The sequence below is a fragment of the Lentzea rhizosphaerae genome (assembly GCF_042649515.1).
GTDB classification, from domain to species: Bacteria; Actinomycetota; Actinomycetes; order Mycobacteriales; family Pseudonocardiaceae; genus Lentzea; species Lentzea aerocolonigenes.
Map to the genome: position 1 here is coordinate 567,253 of NZ_JBHRZI010000011.1, position 20,462 is coordinate 587,714.

Annotated in this window: 25 protein-coding genes; 15 read left to right on the top strand and 10 right to left on the bottom strand. The window is 68.8% G+C overall.

What is annotated here, in order from left to right:
- Positions 1 to 39 precede the first annotated feature (39 nt).
- Together ACFOWZ_RS10100 and ACFOWZ_RS10105 are read left to right on the top strand one after the other, a co-directional pair.
- Complete coding sequence (locus ACFOWZ_RS10100; RefSeq protein ID WP_382371415.1) at positions 40 to 561, top strand: VanZ family protein; 522 nt, start codon at positions 40 to 42, stop codon at positions 559 to 561.
- A gap of 101 nt (positions 562 to 662) precedes the next feature.
- Positions 663 to 1,253, top strand: coding sequence for a MarC family protein (locus ACFOWZ_RS10105; protein WP_382371417.1), 591 nt, complete (start codon positions 663 to 665; stop codon positions 1,251 to 1,253).
- Here the strand turns inward: ACFOWZ_RS10105 and ACFOWZ_RS10110 are convergent.
- Positions 1,250 to 1,786 carry an SMI1/KNR4 family protein gene (locus ACFOWZ_RS10110; RefSeq protein ID WP_382371419.1) on the bottom strand — a complete coding sequence of 179 codons (537 nt, stop codon included), beginning with the start codon at positions 1,784 to 1,786 and terminating at the stop codon, positions 1,250 to 1,252. The genes ACFOWZ_RS10105 and ACFOWZ_RS10110 overlap by 4 nt on opposite strands.
- Positions 1,787 to 1,878: 92 nt before the next feature.
- Between ACFOWZ_RS10110 and ACFOWZ_RS10115 the strand changes: the two genes are divergently transcribed.
- Positions 1,879 to 2,205: a hypothetical protein gene (locus ACFOWZ_RS10115; RefSeq protein WP_382371421.1), complete on the top strand. Its 327-nt coding sequence runs from the start codon at positions 1,879 to 1,881 to the stop codon at positions 2,203 to 2,205.
- Positions 2,202 to 3,389: a C40 family peptidase gene (locus tag ACFOWZ_RS10120; RefSeq protein WP_382371423.1), complete on the top strand. Its 1,188-nt coding sequence runs from the start codon at positions 2,202 to 2,204 to the stop codon at positions 3,387 to 3,389. Before ACFOWZ_RS10115 ends, ACFOWZ_RS10120 begins: the two co-directional genes overlap by 4 nt.
- Before the next feature lie 114 nt (positions 3,390 to 3,503).
- On the opposite strand, the gene ACFOWZ_RS10125 is transcribed toward ACFOWZ_RS10120, so the two are convergent.
- Positions 3,504 to 3,929 carry a tautomerase family protein gene (locus ACFOWZ_RS10125; RefSeq protein ID WP_382372630.1) on the bottom strand — a complete coding sequence of 142 codons (426 nt, stop codon included), beginning with the start codon at positions 3,927 to 3,929 and terminating at the stop codon, positions 3,504 to 3,506.
- Positions 3,930 to 4,010: 81 nt separating this feature from the next.
- Here ACFOWZ_RS10125 and ACFOWZ_RS10130 point away from each other — a divergent pair, with 81 nt between their 5' ends.
- A complete protein-coding gene (locus tag ACFOWZ_RS10130; RefSeq protein WP_382371425.1) occupies positions 4,011 to 4,568 on the top strand; it encodes a TetR/AcrR family transcriptional regulator in 558 nt (185 codons plus the stop codon).
- On the opposite strand, the gene ACFOWZ_RS10135 is transcribed toward ACFOWZ_RS10130, so the two are convergent.
- Complete coding sequence (locus ACFOWZ_RS10135) at positions 4,549 to 4,875, bottom strand: YnfA family protein (protein WP_382371427.1); 327 nt, start codon at positions 4,873 to 4,875, stop codon at positions 4,549 to 4,551. The genes ACFOWZ_RS10130 and ACFOWZ_RS10135 overlap by 20 nt on opposite strands.
- Before the next feature lie 87 nt (positions 4,876 to 4,962).
- Between ACFOWZ_RS10135 and ACFOWZ_RS10140 the strand changes: the two genes are divergently transcribed.
- From ACFOWZ_RS10140 to ACFOWZ_RS10165, 6 genes are all read left to right on the top strand, one after another.
- A complete protein-coding gene (locus ACFOWZ_RS10140) occupies positions 4,963 to 5,316 on the top strand; it encodes a hypothetical protein (protein WP_382371429.1) in 354 nt (117 codons plus the stop codon).
- On the top strand, positions 5,304 to 5,750 hold the full coding sequence (locus ACFOWZ_RS10145; RefSeq protein ID WP_382371431.1) for a YbaB/EbfC family nucleoid-associated protein: 447 nt from the start codon (positions 5,304 to 5,306) through the stop codon (positions 5,748 to 5,750). The genes ACFOWZ_RS10140 and ACFOWZ_RS10145 overlap by 13 nt, the downstream gene beginning before the upstream one ends.
- A gap of 54 nt (positions 5,751 to 5,804) precedes the next feature.
- Positions 5,805 to 7,025 carry a primosomal protein gene (locus tag ACFOWZ_RS10150; protein WP_382371433.1) on the top strand — a complete coding sequence of 407 codons (1,221 nt, stop codon included), beginning with the start codon at positions 5,805 to 5,807 and terminating at the stop codon, positions 7,023 to 7,025.
- A gap of 108 nt (positions 7,026 to 7,133) precedes the next feature.
- Entirely contained in the window at positions 7,134 to 7,877 is a 744-nt protein-coding gene (locus tag ACFOWZ_RS10155) for a GntR family transcriptional regulator (protein ID WP_382371435.1), read from the top strand.
- Positions 7,878 to 7,879: 2 nt separating this feature from the next.
- Positions 7,880 to 8,287, top strand: a complete 408-nt coding sequence (locus tag ACFOWZ_RS10160; protein WP_382371437.1) for an NAD-dependent epimerase/dehydratase family protein — start codon at positions 7,880 to 7,882, stop codon at positions 8,285 to 8,287.
- Between the two features lie 266 nt (positions 8,288 to 8,553).
- A complete protein-coding gene (locus ACFOWZ_RS10165; RefSeq protein ID WP_382372632.1) occupies positions 8,554 to 8,841 on the top strand; it encodes a GDP-mannose 4,6-dehydratase in 288 nt (95 codons plus the stop codon).
- Here ACFOWZ_RS10165 and ACFOWZ_RS10170 read toward each other — a convergent pair.
- Positions 8,831 to 9,919, bottom strand: coding sequence for an adenosine deaminase (locus ACFOWZ_RS10170; protein WP_382371439.1), 1,089 nt, complete (start codon positions 9,917 to 9,919; stop codon positions 8,831 to 8,833). The two genes, ACFOWZ_RS10165 and ACFOWZ_RS10170, sit on opposite strands and share 11 nt — an antisense overlap.
- Positions 9,920 to 10,278: 359 nt before the next feature.
- Between ACFOWZ_RS10170 and ACFOWZ_RS10175 the strand changes: the two genes are divergently transcribed.
- Both ACFOWZ_RS10175 and ACFOWZ_RS10180 read left to right on the top strand, forming a co-directional pair.
- Positions 10,279 to 11,655 carry a hypothetical protein gene (locus ACFOWZ_RS10175; protein WP_382371441.1) on the top strand — a complete coding sequence of 459 codons (1,377 nt, stop codon included), beginning with the start codon at positions 10,279 to 10,281 and terminating at the stop codon, positions 11,653 to 11,655.
- A gap of 70 nt (positions 11,656 to 11,725) precedes the next feature.
- On the top strand, positions 11,726 to 12,280 hold the full coding sequence (locus ACFOWZ_RS10180) for a DUF2716 domain-containing protein (RefSeq protein ID WP_382371443.1): 555 nt from the start codon (positions 11,726 to 11,728) through the stop codon (positions 12,278 to 12,280).
- On the opposite strand, the gene ACFOWZ_RS10185 is transcribed toward ACFOWZ_RS10180, so the two are convergent.
- The 6 genes from ACFOWZ_RS10185 to ACFOWZ_RS10210 form a co-directional block, all read right to left on the bottom strand.
- A complete protein-coding gene (locus ACFOWZ_RS10185; RefSeq protein ID WP_382371445.1) occupies positions 12,217 to 13,491 on the bottom strand; it encodes a thymidine phosphorylase in 1,275 nt (424 codons plus the stop codon). The two genes, ACFOWZ_RS10180 and ACFOWZ_RS10185, sit on opposite strands and share 64 nt — an antisense overlap.
- The gene (locus ACFOWZ_RS10190; protein ID WP_382372634.1) at positions 13,488 to 13,868 is read right to left on the bottom strand and encodes a cytidine deaminase; all 381 of its coding nucleotides are present in this window, start codon (positions 13,866 to 13,868) and stop codon (positions 13,488 to 13,490) included. The genes ACFOWZ_RS10185 and ACFOWZ_RS10190 overlap by 4 nt, the downstream gene beginning before the upstream one ends.
- Before the next feature lie 13 nt (positions 13,869 to 13,881).
- A complete protein-coding gene (locus ACFOWZ_RS10195; RefSeq protein ID WP_382372636.1) occupies positions 13,882 to 15,123 on the bottom strand; it encodes an ABC transporter permease in 1,242 nt (413 codons plus the stop codon).
- Positions 15,124 to 15,131: 8 nt separating this feature from the next.
- Complete coding sequence (locus tag ACFOWZ_RS10200) at positions 15,132 to 16,205, bottom strand: ABC transporter permease (RefSeq protein ID WP_382371447.1); 1,074 nt, start codon at positions 16,203 to 16,205, stop codon at positions 15,132 to 15,134.
- Complete coding sequence (locus ACFOWZ_RS10205) at positions 16,205 to 17,785, bottom strand: ABC transporter ATP-binding protein (protein ID WP_382371449.1); 1,581 nt, start codon at positions 17,783 to 17,785, stop codon at positions 16,205 to 16,207. Before ACFOWZ_RS10205 ends, ACFOWZ_RS10200 begins: the two co-directional genes overlap by 1 nt.
- An 80-nt stretch (positions 17,786 to 17,865) precedes the next feature.
- On the bottom strand, positions 17,866 to 18,999 hold the full coding sequence (locus ACFOWZ_RS10210) for a BMP family lipoprotein (RefSeq protein WP_382372638.1): 1,134 nt from the start codon (positions 18,997 to 18,999) through the stop codon (positions 17,866 to 17,868).
- A 614-nt stretch (positions 19,000 to 19,613) separates the two neighbouring features.
- Here ACFOWZ_RS10210 and sdhC point away from each other — a divergent pair.
- Positions 19,614 to 20,036, top strand: coding sequence for a succinate dehydrogenase, cytochrome b556 subunit (gene sdhC, locus ACFOWZ_RS10215; RefSeq protein WP_382371451.1), 423 nt, complete (start codon positions 19,614 to 19,616; stop codon positions 20,034 to 20,036).
- 2 nt (positions 20,037 to 20,038) lie between these two features.
- Positions 20,039 to 20,449: a succinate dehydrogenase hydrophobic membrane anchor subunit gene (locus tag ACFOWZ_RS10220; protein WP_030470769.1), complete on the top strand. Its 411-nt coding sequence runs from the start codon at positions 20,039 to 20,041 to the stop codon at positions 20,447 to 20,449.
- The last annotated feature ends 13 nt before the right edge of the window (positions 20,450 to 20,462 follow it).

Consider the following 20,462-nt stretch of genomic DNA (forward strand, 5'->3'; position numbering starts at 1 on the left):
CGCGATGTGCGCTGAAGGCCATTTTCCTAATTTGGATTCATGACGAATGCACATCTCGCGAGCATCCAGTGGGGCCTTTTCCTGTCGGTCGTCTTCCTGCTGCCGCAGCTGTTCTTCCGTCAGCTGACGTTCCGCGGCGCGACCATCACCGTGTACGCGAGCATGCTGTTCGCGGCGACGTTCCTGCCGATGCAGACCGTGCCGCCGCGCCAGTCCGTGCAGCTGGTCCCGTTCCAGTGGATCGCCGACACGTTCCGCGACGGGCGGATCGCGTTCGACCTGATGACGCTCAACGTGCTGTTGTTCGTGCCGCTGGGCGCGATGCTGATGTTCTGGGGCCGTCGCTCGATCGGCCAGGCCGCGTTGATCGGCTACGGCGTCTCGCTGCTGATCGAGGGCTCGCAGCTGCTGTGGGCCAACCGGATCTTCGACGTCGACGACCTGATCGCCAACACCACGGGCACCGCGCTCGGGTGGCTGAGTGCGCTGGCAGCCGTGAAGGTGTGGGCGCGCCTGAAGACGGCCGCTCTGCCGCAACGCCCGTTCGCCGGGGTGAGGTAGGGCCGCCAGGTCGCGGCCGGCACGTCGCGAAGCTCGCCCACCAGGGGTGAGTTGCGCTCGCCGAGTCGCGGCACCACCGCGCCGGCTCGATCATCAACGGCATGAGCTTCGTCGAGGCGTTCAGCATCCTCGTCGCCGTCGTGGGTCCGCCGAAGATCCTGGTGGCCTTCGTGCTGGACACCGAGGGCGCGGACGCGAGGCAGCGCTGGCGGGTGGCGCTCAGCACCACCGGCATCGCCCTGGCCACCGGACTCTTCGTGGTCGGAGCGGGACGCCTGCTGATCCAGCTGTTCCACATCAGCGGCGGCGCGCTGATGCTGGCGAGCGGCGTGATCCTCTTCGTGCACGCGCTGGACCTCGTGCTCGGGCGCAAGCAGGAGCCGCAGCACGACCCGACCGGCGGCACGCACGAGCTGGCCACCTCGTACTACGCGAACCCGGTGGCGATCGCCTACCTGTTCCTGATGTCCGACACCAGCACGGCGGCGTCCACGTTCGTGCTGGCCGCCGCGTTCGCCGCGGTGATCGCCCTGGACCTCGCCGCGATCGCGGTGCTGGGCATCCTGATGCGCTACGTGCAGATGACCTACGCGTGGGTGCTCGTGCGGGTCCTCGGCGTGCTGCTGGCGGCGCTGGGCGTCGACCTGATCATCACCGGTCTCGAGGAACTGCACATCATCGGCAAGGTCTAGCAGGTCCGCCAGCCCAGCTCGCCGGCCGAGTTGACCATCGGGAAGCAGTGCCCGACCGCGCTGCGCGTCTCCAGGGCCGTCGCGACCTGGTCGAACATCTCGACGAGCGACGTGAACTCCGGCTTGATCATCTCACTGCGCTCCCGGTCCCACTCGACCACGCAGCCGCGCAGCACGCCGGGCCTCAGGTCGATCGCGAGCACGTCACCCGTGCCGTCGAACGCGATCGGCAGCCACTCGGGGTGGAACCCGGCCGTCGGCGCGCCCGCCTCCGAACCGTCCGCGGGCTTGCTCTGGTGGGTGTCCCTGAGCACGAACGCGCGATCGGCGCCGAGCGGCGTGTAGAAGGGCGGCAGGATCTCGGCGAAGAGGCCCTCCTCGGTGCCGCCGTAGACGCTCCACCACAGCTGGAGGTCGATCGGAACCCGAAGCTCCGGCAGCGCGTCGTACCTCGGACGCAGCACGGCACGGGTGGCAGGAGCGTGCTCCGCCAGCCATGCCAGGATCCGGTTCCAGTGCTCGATCACACCCACGGTTCCATGATCTTGCCGGAACGACGGGCGAGGTACCGCTCATCGGGGCAGGATCGGGGCGAACAGGTCACGACTGGGGGAAGAGCTTTCAGATGGCGGAACAGGGACTCAAGGCCGACCTCGACGCCTTGACCGGATACGCGTCGGCGGTGAGCGGTCTGGCGAGCGAGGTGGGGGCGGTCGGCACCGGCACGCTGACCGGTACGACGGCGTTGCCCGGCGACTGCTTCGGCAAGATCGGCAACGAGGTGGGTCTCAACGCCGCTTTCCAGACCGCGGCCCAGGCCCAGCTCGACGCGCTGAAGGCGGCTTCCACCGGGCTGGCCGGTCTCGGCACCGCCGTCGCCAAGGCCCGTGACGCCTACATCGCCCAGGAGGACGCGCACAAGGCGGCGCTCGAGAAGGCGGCGCGTGCATGAGCGTCGAAGGGCTCCTGAGCTCCTTCATCGCACCGATGAAGGAAGATCTGGCCAAGCTGGACGGCGACACCGGCGGCGCCACGCGTGCCGGCGACGCGTTCGGCCGCGCGCAGACCGCTTTGACAGACCTGGGATCACGGCACTCGTCGGCTTCCACGGCCGTGCTGAACACGTGGTCCGGGGAGAAGGCCAACACGTTCACCGGCCGTGTCGCGACCTTCACGTCGGCCGCGAACACGTTGTCCTCCAACGCTTCCGTGTTCAAGACCGTGGCCTCCAGCGGCGTGTCCGCGGTGACCGGCGGACGCACCGCGATCCAGGGCCTGATCGACGAGTTCACGTCGAAGGCGACCCCGAAGCTGGCCGCCGCGGTCGCCGCATCGCTGGTGGCCGGTCCGGGCATCGTGCTGGCCGCGCTCGCGGACCTCGCGGGGATGGCTTCCGGTTACCAGGGCAGGACTTCCGCCGAAGTGCAGAAGGTGCGTGACCAGCTCACGCAGCTCGTCGGTCAGCTGAACGGGTTGCAGAAGCCCGATGTCGGGGCGTTGAGCAAGCTCGGCGAGCCGCTCGGCGGTGACGAGGGCACGACTTCTGCTTCGAGCGCTGCTTCGTCGTCCCAGTCCGGTTCCAGCTCGAACTCCGGTGGCGGTTCCGGTTCGGGCGGTGGCTCCGGCTCGGGTGGCGGCGGCGGTGGCGGTGGCGGAGGAGGGGGCGGAGGAGGGGGCGGCGGTGGAGGCGGTGGCGGTTCGGGCCCTCGGCTTCCCGTGGCGATTCCGCCGCAGCCCGGCACCGGCGTCGGCGTGAACCTGCCCGACGGCAGCAGTGCCGAGGCGCCGAACGAGACCGCGGCCAAGGCGGTGCGCAACGCGTTGTCGGCACTGGGAACGCCGTACGTGTGGGGTGGCGCGAACCCGCCCCAGGGCACGGACTGCTCGGGCCTCACGCAGTGGGCGTACAAGAACGCGGGCTTCGACATCCCGCGGCCGGCCTCGTCCCAGGCGATGGGCGCGTCCGTGCCGCCGGACCAGCTGCTGCCGGGCGACCTCGTGGTGTGGGACGGGCACGTCGCGATGGTGATCGGCAACGGGCAGATGGTCGAGGCCGGGGATCCGGTGCAGGTCGGGAAGATCCGGACGACGAACAGCGGGATGTCGTTCTACGGCTTCTACCGGCCGACGGGCTGAACCACCGACCTGGAGCGCCGGTCAGGTAGCGGTCGGCCAGCCCTGGTTGATCTTTATGAAGGGAACCTTCATCGACGACGCCCGGTTCGTGGGATCGCTCCCTTGACCGGCGCTCTAGCGCTCTGCCTGAGCCGCCCGCGCGGCTGCCTTCAGCTCGGTGAAGTTCACGATCTGCCCGCCCGCGCCCCACGTCCCCTCCGGCTGCTCGTGGATGAGCACCCACACCCGCATCGCGTCGCCCTCACCGAGCCCGGCGGCGTCGAGCACCAGGGCCGTCGCGTCCTGCACCAGCCCGGCCTTGCGCCGGTCGGACAACACGCCCGTCGGCACCCGGACGTCGACCCGGAACCGCGGCGCGTCGTCCTCACCGGTCGTCTGCGCACCCGCGGGCAGCTCGTGCAGGTACGTCCAGCAGACCGAGCGGAAGAACGCGGTGTCCGGCGCGCCCTCCCACTTGAGCAGCAACGCCCCCAGGTCCCGCTGCACGCTCTTGCGACCGGCGTCGGTCAGCGATCCGGCAGGAGCGGTCAGCTCGATCATGGGCACGGCGAACTCCGATCTATGACGACTGTCATACGGACGCTAACCTATGACGAGCGTTATAGCCAGAGAGGCGGGTCGATGTCCCGACAGCAGATCGTCACCGGAGCGGCCGACATGATCCGCCGGCGCGGCCTCAACGCGACGAGCATCCGCGAGGTCGCCAAGCACGCGGGAACGCCGCTCGGCTCGACGTACCACTACTTCCCCGGCGGCAAGGGCCAGCTCGCGACGGAAGCCGTCCAGTGGGCGTCGGACACCGTGCGGACGGTGCTCGCGGCAAAGCTCCGCAAAGGTCCGGCCGAGGGCGTGCGGGCGTTCTTCACGATGTGGCGCCAGGTCGTCATCGAGTCCGGCTTCCAGGCGGGCTGCCCGGTGCTCGCCGTGTCCATCGAGGTGAACTCCGAGGCGCTGGACGCGGCCGCCGAGGCGTTCCGGATCTGGACGACCCAGCTCGCCGACGCGCTGAAGGAGGCAGGCGTCGCCGAGGACCCGGCGCGGCGGCTGGCCCGGCTCGTCGTCACCAGTGCCGAGGGCGCGGTCGCGATGTGCCGCGCCCAGCGCAGCATCGAACCGCTGGACGATGTGGCCGCCGAGCTCACCGCGCTGCTCGAAGCGGCTACCGCGGCGCGTACATGATCACGGCGACCCCGGCGAGGCAGACGAGGGCGCCGATCACGTCGTAGCGGTCGGGCCGGAAGCCGTCGACGACCACGCCCCACGCGAGCGAGCCCGCCACGAACACGCCCCCGTAGGCCGCGAGGATCCGGCCGAAGTTCGCGTCGGGCTGCAGGGTCGCGACGAAACCGTAGAGGCCCAGCGCGATCACACCGGCACCGATCCACACCCAGCCGCGGTGCTCCCGCACGCCCTGCCAGACGAGCCACGCGCCGCCGATCTCCATGAGGGCGGCGAGGGCGAACAGCACGACCGAACGCAGGATCATGGGACACACGATCGCAGCCACGTCGGCTCGAACCACACAACCCCTTGCTCCGCGATGCGGCACACTGTGGCGGTAGGGGGTGATCGGGTGGACGACGACGTCGAGCGCGCCGCACGGAAGGTGCGCGATGTCGAGCAGGCCGTGTCCGAGCACGTCACGCGCAGCGGTCCCGTCACCGGGCGGGCGTCCTCACCGGACGGCGCGGTGACGGTGGTCGCGACGCCCGGCGGTCCGCCGCAGCAGATCGCGGTCAGCGCCGCGGCGTTGCGGATGGGCCCGCACGGCCTGGCCGCCGAGATCATGCGCGTCGCCGAGAAGGCGCGGCGCAACGCCGGCAGCCGGCTGCACCAGACGCTGGAACGGGTCGTCGACCCGCGCGAGCTGACCGAGCTGGGTTTCGTGCGCGAGCGGGACGAGGACGAGTTCGGGTGGCAGCGGTGAACGAGGAACGCAGGCAGGCCGTCGAGCAGCTCCAGCGCGACCTCGCCGTCACCGCCGAGACGGTCGAGCACCCCAACGGGCTCTGCACGGCCACGGCCACCGCGAAGGGCGAGATCAAGGCCCTGCACCTGCACCCGGCGCTGCTCGGCCAGGGGCCGCAGGCGGTCGGCGAGGTCGTCACCGAGACCGTGCGGCTCGCGACCAACGCGGCCGTGCAGACGAGCTTCAACCGGATGGCGCTGGCGCTGGGCGACGGCGTGGCGATCGACGTCGAGTCCATCGCCGGCGACTCACCCTTCCGGTCGACGTGGAACCCCGTCGTGCCCCCGAAATCCGCAGCTCCCGACGCACCTCCGCGGCGTCGGTCCAGGGCGCCGATCGTCGAGGACCCCGACGAGGACGCGTTCTTCGAGAACCCCTTTGGGCGCCGGTGATCAGCACCGTTAGGCTCGCCCACGGCATCAGGCAGGCGTGACCGGGAGGTCAGGATGGCGCAGGACATCGTCCCCATCGAGCTGGGGCTGACGCAGGGTGACGTCGTCACGCTGTGGGCACCCCGCTGGCGCGAGAAGGGCGAGGAGTGGGAGGCGTTCCTCGGTGACGAGGAAGACCTGTTCGTCTTCCCCGACGCCGCGCACCTCGCCGCCTTCGTGCGCACCGCCGAGGAGCACGACCTCACCGATCACCCTGCGTGGCCGATCGTGCCGTCGCTGGGCGTCGCGGACCTCTCGCCGGACGACAACCACCAGTTCGACCTCGTCGGCGTGCCCGAGCTGATCGCCGAGGACCCGGACACCTGGACGATCGGTGAGCTCGCCGACGTCATCGCGATCGTGCGCGCCCTCGCGGACGTCTGCGACCTGGAGAAGGTCCACGAGGTGCTCGACTCGGCGGAGGGCTTCTCGCTGCTGCCGCAGGGCACGCTGCCGTTCAGCGGTCGTGACGGCGCCAAGCTGTGGGACGAGCTGTCCGAGGTCGTCTCCGAGAAGTGGGACGAGGTCCTCGACGCGATCGACAGCGTCGTGAGCACGCCCGAGGTGCCGGAGAAGGAGCTCGCCGTCGCGCAGGAGGAGCTCGCCGCGCTGGAGGAGGCGGCCGCCGCAGCCGCCGTCGACGCTGGCTCCGACGACGAGGACTCCGACGAGGAGAAGGCAGAGCCCACCGGCTTCTGGGCAGAGGCGGGCATCGACCCCATCAAGATCATCACGTCCGCCGGCGAGTTCTACACGTTGCGCTGCTACCTCGGCGACGACCCGGTGTTCCTGGGCCGCCGGGGCAAGATCGAGGTCTTCACCTCGGCGCGCGGCCTGAGCCGTTTCGTCGCCGAGAACGACGAGCACGACCTGGCCGAGGTCGAGACGTGGAACGACGTCAAGGTCAAGGCCACCGCGGGCGAGCTCGACGTCGACGTGGACGACGAGAACGTCTACGTGCTGACCGGCATCGCCGAGGACATGGAAGAGGGCCCCGACTCCCTCGACCCGCAGCAGCTGGACCTCGCCGTCGAGCTGTTCGAGGACGCGGGCGAGTGGGCGGAGGACGAGTCCGTGAAGGACGCGCTCGCCTCCTCGGAGTCGCTGGGCTGGCTCGTGTCGTTCGTGGTCGCGCCGGACCCGACGCGTCTCGCGCCGTCCGCTCCGTACGACGCCGAGGTGGCCGCGTTCCGCGCGCTGCAGGCGACGTTCGAGGACCGACTCAACGTCAACTGACCTTTTTGACGATGAACGGCGCTTTTGTCCACCTCAGGTGGACAAAAGCGCCGTTCATCGTTTTCCGGGAGAACCAGATCCGGTCGCCCGCCTGTATGATACAGGTTTATGACAGGTTCGCGGTCGCAGCGCCTCGCCGCTGAGCTGAGGGAACGCATCACGCTCGGCGACTACGGCCCGGCAGGGGCCATCGAGAGCGAGGCCGAGCTCGGCCGGCGTCACGAGGTCAGCCGCGTGACCGTGCGCCGCGCCCTGGAACAGCTCCGCGACGAGGGCCTGCTCGCGTCGCGCAAGGGCGCCGGCTGGTACGTGGTGTCGTTCGCCCAGCCACTGGCGCTCGGCACGTTCCAGCACGCGCGGTCCGCCGTCGCGGAAGCCGGTGTCGACCTGACCCGGACCGTCCTCGAGTACGGCTACCGCGAGGCGCCTCCGAGCGTCGCGCACACGTTCGGGGCAGGCGAGGTGCTGCGCGTGCTTTCGTTGCGCCGCACCGGAGACACCCCGCTGGACGTCGTGACCGAGTGGGTGCCGCTGGAGCTGGCCGCACCGGTCAGCCGCGCCGATGCCGAGTCACCCGGCACGTGGGAGACGTTGCGCCGCAACGGAACCCAGATCGCCGTCGTCCGACAGAACATCGCAGCCGTTGCCGCGGGCGAGATCGGCGCCCTGCTCGGCGTCACGGCCGCCACGCCGGTGCTGCTGGTGCGCCGCACCGCGCTGGACACTGCGGAACGCCCGATCGCCCTGTCCGAGCACCACTACCTGGGCCACCGGTTCCAGCTGGAGGTCGAGTTCCGCGGCTGGCCCGGCGCGGAACCTCCCGGCGTCGCAGCGATTCCTTCGGAGGACTGACCATGCGCGTGCTCGTCACCGGAGCGGCCGGGTTCATCGGCTCGCACTTCACCCGCCACTGGCTGAGCGAACACCCGTCGGACGAGGTGATCGCCCTCGACGCGCTGACCTACCGCGGCACGCGTGCGAACCTGCCGTCCGGCGTGCCGTTCGTCCACGCGGACATCGCCGAGGCCGACGTGGAGGGCGTCGACGTCGTCGTGAACTTCGCGGCGGAGTCCCACAACAGCCTCGCCGTGCTGGACCCCGCGCGGTTCTTCCGCACCAACGTGCTCGGCACGCAGGCGTTGCTGGAGGCCTGCCGCCGCGCAGGTGTGCGACGGTTCCACCACGTGTCGACGTGCGAGGTGTACGGCGATCTCGCACTGGATGCCGTCGACGCGTTCCACGAAGAGTCGCCGCATCCCTAACGCACGCCCCACATCGCGTCGAAGGCGGGCGCGGACCACGCGGCACGCTCGTACTTCGAGAAAGATCAACTGCCAGAGCGCAGTCCCCCACCCTCCCGGGGGCGTCCCTGTTCCAGCGTAACGTGCCGCTGACCAGCGAAAAGCGCCGCTCGGCGATCTGTGGACAACTTGGCCGCGATTCACTCGTCAGTGGACTTCCGACGTGCTGAACCACTGCCGAGCCTTCGACGCGGTGGAGCGGGCCGCGAGCACCGCCGGACCTGAATCTGGGCGCAGAGGTCGAAGGGCGAGCGTCAACCAGATCGCGGGCCTGGTCCTCGACGAGCTCGGCCTGCCACGATCGCGGAAGTCGGTCGCGCCGACCCGGCCACGACCGCCGCTACCTGCTGGACTCCGCGCGGATCGGCCGCGAGCTCGGATGGCGCCCGGAGATCGGCTTCGAAGCCGGCGTCCGGGACACCATCCGCTGGTACGCGGCCAACCGCGCGTGGTGGGAGCCGTTGCGCGCGCTCAGCCCGATCGACGAGAGCGCATGGGCAACAGCTACGCGGTGAGCGCCGCGTACCCCGGCTTGATCAGCTCGTTGATGATCGACAGTCGCTCGTCGAACCCGATGAACGCCGACTTCATGGCGTTGATCGTGAACCACTGCAGGTCCGCCCACCCATAGCCGAAGGTCTCGGCCAGCACGGCGAACTCGCTGGAGAGCGAGCAGTCGCTCATCAGGCGGTTGTCGGTGTTGACCGTGACGCGGAACCGCAGCTTGGCCAGCAGGCCGATCGGGTGGTCGGCGATGGTGGCCGCGGCGCCGGTCTGCAGGTTCGAGGTCGGGCACATCTCCAGCGGGATGCGGCGGTCGCGGACGTAGGCGGCGAGCCGTCCCAACTGGACGGTGCCGTCGCCGGAGACCTTGATGTCGTCGACGATCCGCACGCCGTGGCCAAGGCGTTCGGCCCCGCAGTGCTGGATGGCCTCCCAGATGGACGGCAGGCCGAACGCCTCACCCGCGTGGATGGTGAAGTGCGCGTTCTGCTGGCGCAGGTACTCGAACGTGTCGAGGCCCCTGGTGGGAGGGAAGCCGGCCTCCGGGCCTGCGATGTCGAAGCCGACGACGCCGAGGTCGCGGTAGCGGACGGCCAGCTCGGCGATGCGCAGCCAGCCCTCGTTCTGGCGCATGGCGCAGAGCAGCGTGCCGATGCGGATCTTGCGGCCGGTCTCGGCGACACGGGCCGCGCCGAGGCGGAAGCCCTCCTGGACGGCCTCGACGACCTGCTCCAGCGAGAGGCCCTTCTCGGTGTTCAGCTCGGGGGCGTAGCGGATCTCCGCGTAGACGACCCCGTCGGCGGCGAGGTCCTCGACGGCCTCCGCGGCGACGCGCACGAGAGCGGCCTCGTCCTGCATGACACCGCACGTGTGGGCAAAACCTTCGAGGTAACGCACGAGCGAACCCGAGTTCGCGTTGTCGCGGAACCAGCCGCCGAGCACGCCCGCGTCCGTGGTGGGCAGGCCCTGGTAGCCGGAGGCATCGGCGAGTTCGATCACCGTCTGCGGGCGGAGGCCACCGTCGAGGTGGTCGTGCAGCAGCACCTTCGGCGCGCTGCGGATGGACTCCAAGGTAAGCGGCGTGGACATTGCTACACGTTACTTCAGCCGACACGCCGCTTCAGCGCTGGCCAAAATGATCTTGTCGCCGATATGATCATTTGTCGGTTCAACGTCGTTGCCGATCCGTGATCAGCAACTTTCTGCAACCACAATCAGGCTTGAGTCACCCCAAGGTAGGAACATCACGGGTCGCTACCGCATGCTTCCGGCCAGTAACTTGGCGTTCAGAGTAATCAGGTAGCCTGACCGGGTCAGTCGCCCGTCCGCACCCGGCCGTTTACTGCCGGGGGTGGTACAGAGACGTCCCGTGACGCGGATAGGCTCCCGTGGTCTCCCCCTCCCCTGGACGAAGGCACTCAGCCGTGACAGAGAACAACAACTCCACGATGTCCTTCGATCGGATGCGCAACATGCTCACGCGCGCCGCGGAGATCCGTGAGAGCGAGCAGCAGCAGATCTTCGACGCGCTGGACGAGATCCACGCCCGGATGTCGCCTCTGGAGTCGCTGGGTTCGGTCCGCAAGCGCCTGTCGGAGCTGCCGGACCGCACCGAGGTCAGCGTCCTCGCGGAGCGTCTCGACGAGGCCCTCGCCAAGCTGGAGGCTCAGGACAACGCCGTCGCCGACATCGGTCGCGCGGTCGACGCCCTGGTGGACAAGCTCGCCAAGCCCTTCGCCCAGCTGGACGGCCGCCTCGACGGCGTCGCCGGCCGCTTCGAGGGCGTCGCGGGCCGCATGGACGGCCTCGAGGACAAGCTCGCCAGCATCCACAAGCGCATCGACGACCTCGACGGCCACCTCGACAAGCAGGACGGCAAGGTCGACTCGATCCCCGGCGCCGTCACGAACCCGCTGCGCGAGCGCATCGAGGCCCTCGAAGCCGCCCTGCGCGGCCGCCTCGACGAGGTCGACGAGGGCGTGCACGAGCACCTCGACGGCACCCGCGAGGCCCTGCAGAAGATCCTCGCCGAGTCCTTCTCCGGCATCCACGGCCGCGCCGACGAGCAGCGCGACGCCCTCGCCGCCGCCCGCGCCGACCTGGCCGCCGCCGTCGCCGACAGCCGCGAGAAGCTGGTTTCCGCAGTCACCGACCGCCACAACCAGCTGGCCGCCTCCCTGGTCGAGACCCGCGACTCGCTGGCAGGAGCCGTGGCGGAGACCCGCGGCTCCCTGGAAGGCACGGTCGCCGAAACCCGCGACGCCCTGGCCTCCTCGCTCGCCGAGACCCGCACCGAGCTGGCCTCCGCAGTCGCCGACACCCGCGAGACCGTCAACGGCAAGCTGGACGAGGCCCGCACGGCCCTGTACGCGGCGATCGAACAGTCCCGCGACCAGGTCGACGCAGCCGACCGCCTGGAGTCCCTGGCCCGCCGCCTGGAGCTGGTCACCTCACAGCTCGACAACATGACCAACCGCCTCGACAAGGTCGAAGACGGCTTCGCGGCCCGCATCTCCGAGCTCGGCGGCACGGTCGACGCCAGCCTGTCCAAGGTCGCCGAGACCGTGGGCGCCCGCCCGGACACCGACGCCCTCCAGTCCCTGGTCCGCAAGTCGAACCAGGAATCGGAACTCCGCATCGGCGGCCAGCTGGACGAGGCCATGGCCACCTTCGCCGAGCTCATCCTCGGTGGCGGCTCGCCCACGCCTCCCCCGCCGCCCACCGCCCTGCCCCGCCCGCAGCGCCGCACCCGCAAGAACGGCGCCAAGCCGGTGACCGGCGGCAAGGACATGGACGACGACGACCTGGCGGCCGAGGGCGCCTGAGTCGGACGAACGTGGAACGGCCCTTGGAGCTGCGCGCAGCTCCAAGGGCCGTTTTCTTTAGACTCCGCCCATGGCGCACGAATCGTTCGAGCACGTCCAGGACGACGGGAAGCTGTGGGACGAGTTCGAGCGCACGTTCGGGTTCAGGCCGAACCGGCAACGCGGCGCGGGCCCAGCGATCGACGAACCACCCGGCTCGGTCACGATCGACCTGTCGCCGATCTTCGGTGCACGTGACCACGCCGAGTTCGACGCCGGCGCCAAGCAGGTCGACCAGCTGGTCCTGCAGTCCTTCCAGCGGGTGTTCGACGACACAACGAAGCTGCTGGTGCTGGACTGGCAGCACCCGTCGTACCGGTTCCGGCCACACGGGATCATCGAGGCGACGCGCTGGCCGCAGTGGCCAGTGACGCCGTTCCCCGACGGCGACTACCACGTCTTCCTCACCGAGGACATGTCCCAGGGGACCTTCGGGCACCCCTGGGAACAGACGCTGTGCGTGTTCGGGAACGACCTCGTCGACGACCTGGTGCCGACGCTGCCGTTCCCGATCACGCGACGTCAGCCGCGGATCGTGTCGATCACCAGCGGCGACCGCTCCGGCGCCGACTCCGACACCGAGTAGGCACCTTCCAACGCCTGCAAGGCACCCTCGACCGCGTCCGGCGTATCGGTGTACAGCTCCAGCAACGGCTGACCGGCCTCAACGACATCACCGGGCTTGGCCAAGCACAGCACACCGGCCCCGGCCTGCACCGGGTCCTCCTTGCGCGCCCGACCGGCACCGAGACGCCACGCCGCCACCCCGACGCCGTAAGCATCCAAAGTGGACAGAACACCGGAAGCAGGCGCGGTCACCACGTGCCTGTGCGACGCCACCGGCAGCGCAGCGTCCGGATCGCCGCCCTGGGCCCGGATCATCCGCGCCCACGTCTCGTAGGCCTCACCCGAGGCCAGCACTGCAGCCGGATCAGCGGAGATCCCGGCCAGGGAAAGCATTTCGGACGCCAGCGCCACCGTCAGCTCAACAACGTCAGCAGGCCCACCACCACGCAACACGTCAACGGACTCGGCAACCTCAACAGCATTGCCAACAGCCCGCCCCAACGGCACCGACATGTCAGTCAACAGAGCCGAAATCCGAACCCCGTGCTCAACGCCAATACCCACCAACGCAGAAGCCAGAGCCCGAGCCGAAGCCAGATCCTTCATGAAGGCCCCAGACCCGACCTTCACATCCAGAACCAGCGACTCAGCCCCCTCCGCAATCTTCTTCGACATGATCGAAGAAGCGATCAACGGAATGGCTTCGACGGTCCCGGTGACATCCCGCAACGCGTAGAGCTTCCGATCAGCAGGAGCAAGCCCTTCCGTAGCAGCACAAACAACAGCACCAACGGAAGACAACTGCTCAAGAATCTCCGAAGTGGACAGTGCCGCACGCCACCCAGGGATCGACTCCAGCTTGTCCAACGTCCCACCGGTGTGCCCGAGCCCGCGCCCGGACAACTGCGGAACAGCCGCACCACAAGCCGCAACCAGAGGCGCCAGCGGCAACGTGATCTTGTCGCCCACCCCACCGGTCGAGTGCTTGTCCACCGTGGGCCGGGAGACGTGCAACGACAACCGCTCGCCGGACGAGATCATCGCCTGCGTCCAGCGCGCGGTCTCCGCCGAAGTCATGCCGTTGAAGAAGATCGCCATGGCCAGCGCGGACATCTGCTCGTCCGCGACGACACCGCGCGTGTAGGCGTCGATGACCCAGTCGATCTCCGCGTCCGACAGGACACGTCCGTCGCGCTTGGCGCGAATGACGTCCACGGCTGAGAAGCTCACGGCAGATCCTCCGGTCCGAACGCGTCGAGCAGCACCTCGGTCATCGGCAGCGGCCCGCGAGCGGTGTCCACCAGGCACTCGCGGCCACCGAACTCGTAGATCAGCTGACGGCAGCGGCCGCACGGCATCAGCAGGTCGCCGGCACCGGAACGACACGCCACCGCCACCAACCGGCCGCCGCCGGTCAGCCGCAGCTGGCCGACGAGGGTGCACTCGGCGCACAACCCGAGGCCGTAAGAGGCGTTCTCGACGTTGCAGCCGACGATGACGCGGCCGTCGTCGCACAGCGCCGCCGCACCGACCTGAAGCCCCGAGTACGGGCAGTGGGCGAACGACGCCGCTTCCACTGCCCGTGCCCTGAGCCCATCCCAATCAATTGACACTGTCCAATCAATCACGGCGGTACACCACACCGTCGGCGGCCGGCATGCGCAGCCGCTGCGACGCCACGGCAAGCACGGCCAGCGTCACCATGTGCGGGGCGTAGGACACGAACTCGCCGGGGATCTCGTCGAGGCTGATGTACAGCAGGTACAGCAGCACGGCCACGACGATCGCCGCCGCCGCGGAGAACCACTTCCGCTTGATCAGCTGGTACACCACGATCACGCCGAGCAGGATCACCACGCCGTAGACCAGCGCCAGCACCGTGTCGCCGCCGGAACGCAGCTGCAGGCCGTCCGCGTAACCGAACAGCGCCGCGCCGCCCAGCAGGCCGCCGGGCCGCCAGTTGCCGAAGATCATCGCGGCCAGGCCGATGAAGCCGCGGCCGCCGGTCTGACCCTCCAAATAGGACAGCTGGCCGGGGTTCAGCACCAGCGCGGCGCCGCCCAGGCCGGCGAGGCCACCGGAGACGATCACGGCGACGTACTTGTGGAAGTACACCTTCACGCCCAGCGAGTCCGCCGCGTGCGGGTTCTCGCCGACCGAGCGCAGGCGCAGGCCGAAGCGGGTGCGCCAGAGCAGGTAGTACGACAGCGGCACGAGCAGGATCGTCAGCATCGTCAACGGCGAGACGCCGGTGACCAGGCCGCGCAGGATGCCCGCGACGTCCGAGATGAACAGGAGCTGACCCTTCTCCAGCTCACCGAGCCAGTCCGCGAAGCCCGCCGCCGAGTACGTGTCGAACGGCTGGACCGGCGGCGACTGGCGCGGGTTCTGCGACAGCGGGAAGAACACCAGCGTCGACAGGTACTTCGTCAGGCCGGCGCCGAGCAGGTTGATCGCCACACCGGAGACGATGTGGTTGACGCCGAACGTGACCGTGGCGATCGCGTGCAGCAGTCCACCCAGCGCACCGAACACGACGGCCGACACGAGCGCCGCCCACGGGCCCCACTGGTAGCCGGCCCACGCCGCGCCCCACGTGCCCATGATCATCATGCCTTCGAGGCCGATGTTGACCACGCCCGCGCGTTCCGCCCACAGGCCGCCGAGGCCGGCGAGCAGGATCGGCAGCATCAGCCGGACCGCGGTCTGGGTCGTGCCGGACGAGGTGAGCTGCGGGAAGTTCGTCATGTACGACGTGATCGACAGCAACGCGACCGCGCCGGCGACGCTGATCATTCCGACGGCCCAGCCGGGGAACTTCTTCCTGCGAGGCGCCGCCGGGACGTGGGGCTTCTCCTCCATCGTCGTGATCACGCGGCACCTCCGACAGTTCCGAGCTCACGGCCGACGCGACGCTGTTCCGCGGCGAGCTCGACGCGGCGCACCACCTCGTACGCGACGACGACCGACAGGACGATCGAGCCCTGCATGATGGTGACGATCTCCCTTGGCACACCGACGTTGTCGAGCGCGAGACCCGACTTGTCGAGGAACGCCCACAGCAGCGCGCCGAACGCGATGCCGCCGGGGTGGTTGCGACCGAGCAGCGCGATCGCGATGCCCGAGAAACCGATGCCCGCGGTGAAGTTCAGGCTGAACGTGTGGTCGCGGCCGAGCATCTCCGGCAGGCCGATGAGGCCCGCGATGGCTCCGGAGAGCAGCATCGACACCAGGATCATCTTCTTGGCGTTCACACCACCGGCCGACGCGGCGGTCGCGGACTCGCCGGACGCGCGCAGCTCGAAGCCGAACCTGGTGCGGTTCATCATGATCCAGTAGCTGACGCCCAGGACGATGGCCACGAACAGGAAGCCGAACATCGTGCCGCCGCCACCGAAGGAGATGCCGGGCATCCAGCCGCTCTCCGGGATCTCCGGCGTGCGGATGTTGTTGCCCCGCAGCTCACCGAAGACGTCGCGGCGGATCAGATAGGCGGACAGGCCGATAGCGAGGCCGTTCATCATGATCGTCGAGATGACCTCGTTCACGCCGCGGGTCACCTTGAGGATCGCGGGGATCGCGGCCCAGGCGGCACCGGCGAGCGCGCCCACGATGATGATCACCAGCGTGTGGATGCCGGGCGGCAGCGCGATCGAGCCGCCGACGACCGCGGCGACGACGGCCGCGACGCGGTACTGGCCCTCGACACCGATGTTGAACAGGTTCATCTGGAACCCGATCGCGACCGCGAGCGCCGCGATGTAGTAGATGCCCGTCGAGTTGATGATGTCGACGAGCGTCGAGCCCTTGCCGACCTGCGTCACCATCGCACCGAACGCGCTGAGCGGGTTCGCGCCGGAGATCACCAGCGCCACACCGCACAGCAGCATCGAGAAGACGATCGCCAACGCGGGCGGCAGGAGTTTGCCGCGCAGGTTTCCCATCAGTTCTCGCCTTCCTCAACGACAGCGGTCTCCTGGACCGCCGCGCTCGTGCTGCCCGCACCCGTCATCGCGCTGCCGAGGTCCTCGGGCGTGACGGTGCTCGGGTCGGCGTCGGCCACCAGACGGCCGCGCAGCATGACCTTGATCGTGTCCGACAGGCCGATCAGCTCGTCCAGGTCGGCGGAGATCAGCAGCACCGCGAGGCCGGCGGCACGGGCGCGCTTGATCTCGTCCCAGATCAACGCCTGCGCGCCGACGTCGACACCGCGGGTCGGGTGCGACGCGATGAGCAGCACCGGGTCGCCGGACAGTTCCCTGCCGACGACGAGCTTCTGCTGGTTGCCGCCGGACAGCGCGGCCGCGGGCACGTCGATGCCAGGCGTGCGCACGTCGAACTCGGTGACGATCCGCTCGGTGTCCTTCTTGGCGCCGTCGGTGTCGAGCCAGATGCCCCTGGACGTCGGCTTGCGGGTCTGGTAGCCGAGAATCCGGTTGTACCAAAGAGGTTGCGTGAGCAGCAGGCCGTGGCGGTGGCGGTCCTCCGGGATGTAGCCGATGCCCGCCTCGCGCCGGGCGAGCGTGCCCAGCTTGGTGAGGTCGTTGCCCTGCAACGTGATCGTGCCGCTGCCGGCCTTGCGCATGCCCATGATCGTCTCGACGAGCTCGGTCTGCCCGTTGCCCTCGACACCGGCGATGCCGACGACCTCGCCGGAACGGACCACCAGGTCGATGTCGTCGAGGATCGGCCGCGACCCGTCGGGGGTCAGCAACTTCAACCCCTCGACGTCGAGCACGACGGTGTCGGTGACGGTGGACTCGCGGGTCTCCGGGCTGGGGAGCTCGCTGCCGACCATCATCTCGGCGAGCTGGCGCGACGACACGGTCTTCGGGTCCGCGCTGCCGACGGTCGTGCCGCGGCGGATCACCGTGACGGAGTCCGCGATCGCGCGGACCTCGTCGAGCTTGTGCGAGATGAACAGGAACGTGTAGCCCTGCTCCTGCATGCCGCGCACGGTGTCGAAGAGCTCGTTGACCTCCTGCGGCACGAGCACGGCGGTCGGCTCGTCCAGGATGATCACCTTGGCACCGCGGTAGAGCACCTTGAGGATCTCGACGCGCTGCCGGTCCGCGACGCCGAGCTGCTCGACGAGCACGCCGGGGTCGACGTTGAGGCCGGTCTTGCCGGACAGCTCGATGATGCGCTTGCGGGCCTTCTGGCCGATGCCGTGCAGAGCCTCGGCGCCCAGGACCACGTTCTCCTGGACGGTGAGGTTGTCGGCGAGCATGAAGTGCTGGTGCACCATGCCGATACCGGCCTTGATGGCGTCGGACGGCGTGCGGAACCGCACCTGCTCGCCGTTCACCTCGATGGTGCCCTCGTCCGGCGGCTGCATGCCGTAGAGGATCTTCATCAGGGTGGACTTGCCGGCGCCGTTCTCACCGCAGAGCGCGTGCACCTCGCCACGGCGGACGGTCAGGTGGACGTCGCTGTTGGCGACCACACCGGGGAATCGCTTGGTGATGCCGGTGAGCACCACGGCGGGGGGATCGTCCGTCCGTACGGACGTGGAACTGCTCATCGTCGAGGCTCCTCCTACGACGCACCAGGCCCTGTGAGGGCAAATCCTCACAGGGCCCGGTGTGTGCTTTGGTCAGCGGACTACGGCTTGTCCTTGACCGTGATCTTGCCCTCGATGATCTGGGCCTTGTAGCCCTCGAGGATGCCCTGCAGCTTGGCGTCGATCTTGCCACCGGACGTGGCGTAACCGACGCCGTTCACCTTCAGGTCGAAGACCTTCGGCAGCGACGTGAGGTCGTTCTTGGCGACGGCCCGGATGTAGTCGTAGACCGCGACGTCGACGCGCTTGAGCATGGACGACACGATGACGTCCTTGGTGTCGGCGACGGTCGCCTGGTTGTACTGGTCGGAGTCGACGCCGATCGCCAGCACGCCGGCCTGCTTGGCGGCCGAGAAGATGCCCTTGCCGGAGGCACCGGCGGCCTGGTAGATCACGTCGGCGCCCTTGTCGATCTGGCCCTTGGCGGCTTCCTGGCCCTTCGGCGCGTCCTGGAAGCCCGTGAAGTCACCGGCCGGGGTGATGTACTTCTTCTCGACCTTGATCTTCGGCGCTGCCGCCGTCGCGCCCTGCACGTAGCCGGCCTCGAACTTCTGGATCAGCGGGATCTCGACGCCGCCGACGAAGCCCACGTGGCACTTCTTGCTCTGGTACGCGGCGATGACACCGGCGAGGAAGGAGCCCTCCTGCTCGGCGAACAGCAGCGGCGTGACGTTGGCGGCGCCGTCCACGGCCGAGTCGACCAGGCCGAACTTGACGTTCGGGAACTCCGCGGCGACGAGCTTCATCGACTCGGCGTAGGCGAAGCCGACACCGATGATCGGGTTGAAGCCCTCGGACGCGAGCTGGCGCAGACGGGTCTGCTTCGCCGCCTCGTCCTCGTTCGGGGCAGCGGAGAGCTCGCGCGTGTTCTCCTTCTTGATGCCCATGTCCGTGATGGCCTTGTCCAGGCCGGCGGCGGCGGAGTCGTTGAACGACGCGTCGCCACGACCACCGATGTCGTAGGCCAGACCGACCTTCAGCGCACTGCCGTCCACCTTGTCACCGGCGGCCGCGCTGGTGTTCGAGGTGGCGGGCGCAGTGGGAGGGGTGGCGTACTCGCAAGCGGCACCACTGCCGTTGTTCGAGGTGTTGCTACCGCCACCCGAGTCCTTCGCGCAGGCGGCCATAGTCATCACGCTGGTCAGCGCGATCGCGGCGACCGCGACGCCACGCATACGACGACGCACGGCTCGTCTCCTCCCTGAGGTTCCTCCCCAACGACGTTGTTGGGTTCTAGACGGCGCACCGTACCTCTTAGTAACCAGACACGTTGCGGCCAGCACCAACAAAGACCCCTATCGGTTACGCATTCGACGCTTTGGCCGCACCTTTGGTGATCACTCGTGTTCGGCGCGTGGCGAAACGTCCCCTTCGGCCGCTTCCCCGTCACTGATCGTCGTCCAAACGGCCCAGTTCCGCGCGCCGACGACCCGACGTTGAACCGATCGCGGGTCCTGCGCCGTGTACAGGTCGGCAAGTGCCCTTGCCACGACGGCGGCCCGGACCAAGGCGGAGGTCCTGGGCCGCCGTCCTCTTTTTCCCCGGACGGCACGCGGGGCCCCTCCGTGCGCTCCAAGCGAACGAAAGCTCCCCGCGTGCACTTCAGATGTGGCGTGGACCGCATTTCGGGATCGATAAAGACCGCTTGGCCGATCGACAGCGTGTCTCATCGATCACAGAGCGGGTGCGCCTGCTGGGTTGGTTCCAACGTGCGGGACTAGGATTTTCCGGTCATGGTCGGGCAGAACTGTTCACCGACCACCACCACTGACGTTGGAGGCCGCGGCGCATGACCAGCGCAGGCGCACCCGAGCGGTCGGGCACCACCCGAGGGGGTGGGACGCTCTACCGCGGTGATCTGGGCATGTGGTCCTGGGTCGCCCACCGGATCACCGGTGTCCTCACGTTCTTCTTCCTCTTCACCCACGTGCTCGACACCGCACTCGTGCGGGTGTCACCGAACGCGTACGACACGGTGATCGAGACCTACAAGAACCCGGTCGTGAACCTCTTCGAGGTCGGCCTCGTCGGCGCGGTGCTCTACCACGCGCTGAACGGCATCCGGGTCATGCTGGTCGACTTCTGGGAGAAGGGCGCCAAGTACCAGCGGGTCATGCTCTGGACCGTGCTGGCCGTCTGGGTCGTCGTGATGATCCCCGGCTTCTACTTCATGATGGAGCGCACGATCTCCGACCTGGTTGGGGGTCACTGACCATGTCTCTCGCACTCGACAAGCCCCGCCAGCCGCGCCGCCCCGCGGCCCGCCGCAGCAACGGCGAGCTCTACAGCTGGCTGTTCATGCGCCTCTCCGGCCTGCTGCTCGTGGTCCTGGTCCTGGGTCACCTGTTCATCATGAACATCCTCGACGGCGGTGTTCACAAGATCAACTTCGGCTTCGTCGCCGGCCGGTGGGCCTCGCCCTTCTGGCAGTTCTGGGACCTCGCGATGCTCTGGCTCGCGCAGATCCACGGCGGCAACGGCGTGCGGACGGTCATCAACGACTACGCGCGCAAGGACTCCACCCGGTTCTGGTTGAAGATGCTGCTCTACGTCTCGATGGTGCTGATCGTCTCGCTCGGCACGTTCGTGATCTTCACCTTCGACCCGAACATCTCGTCGAACTGACCCGCGCGGGGAG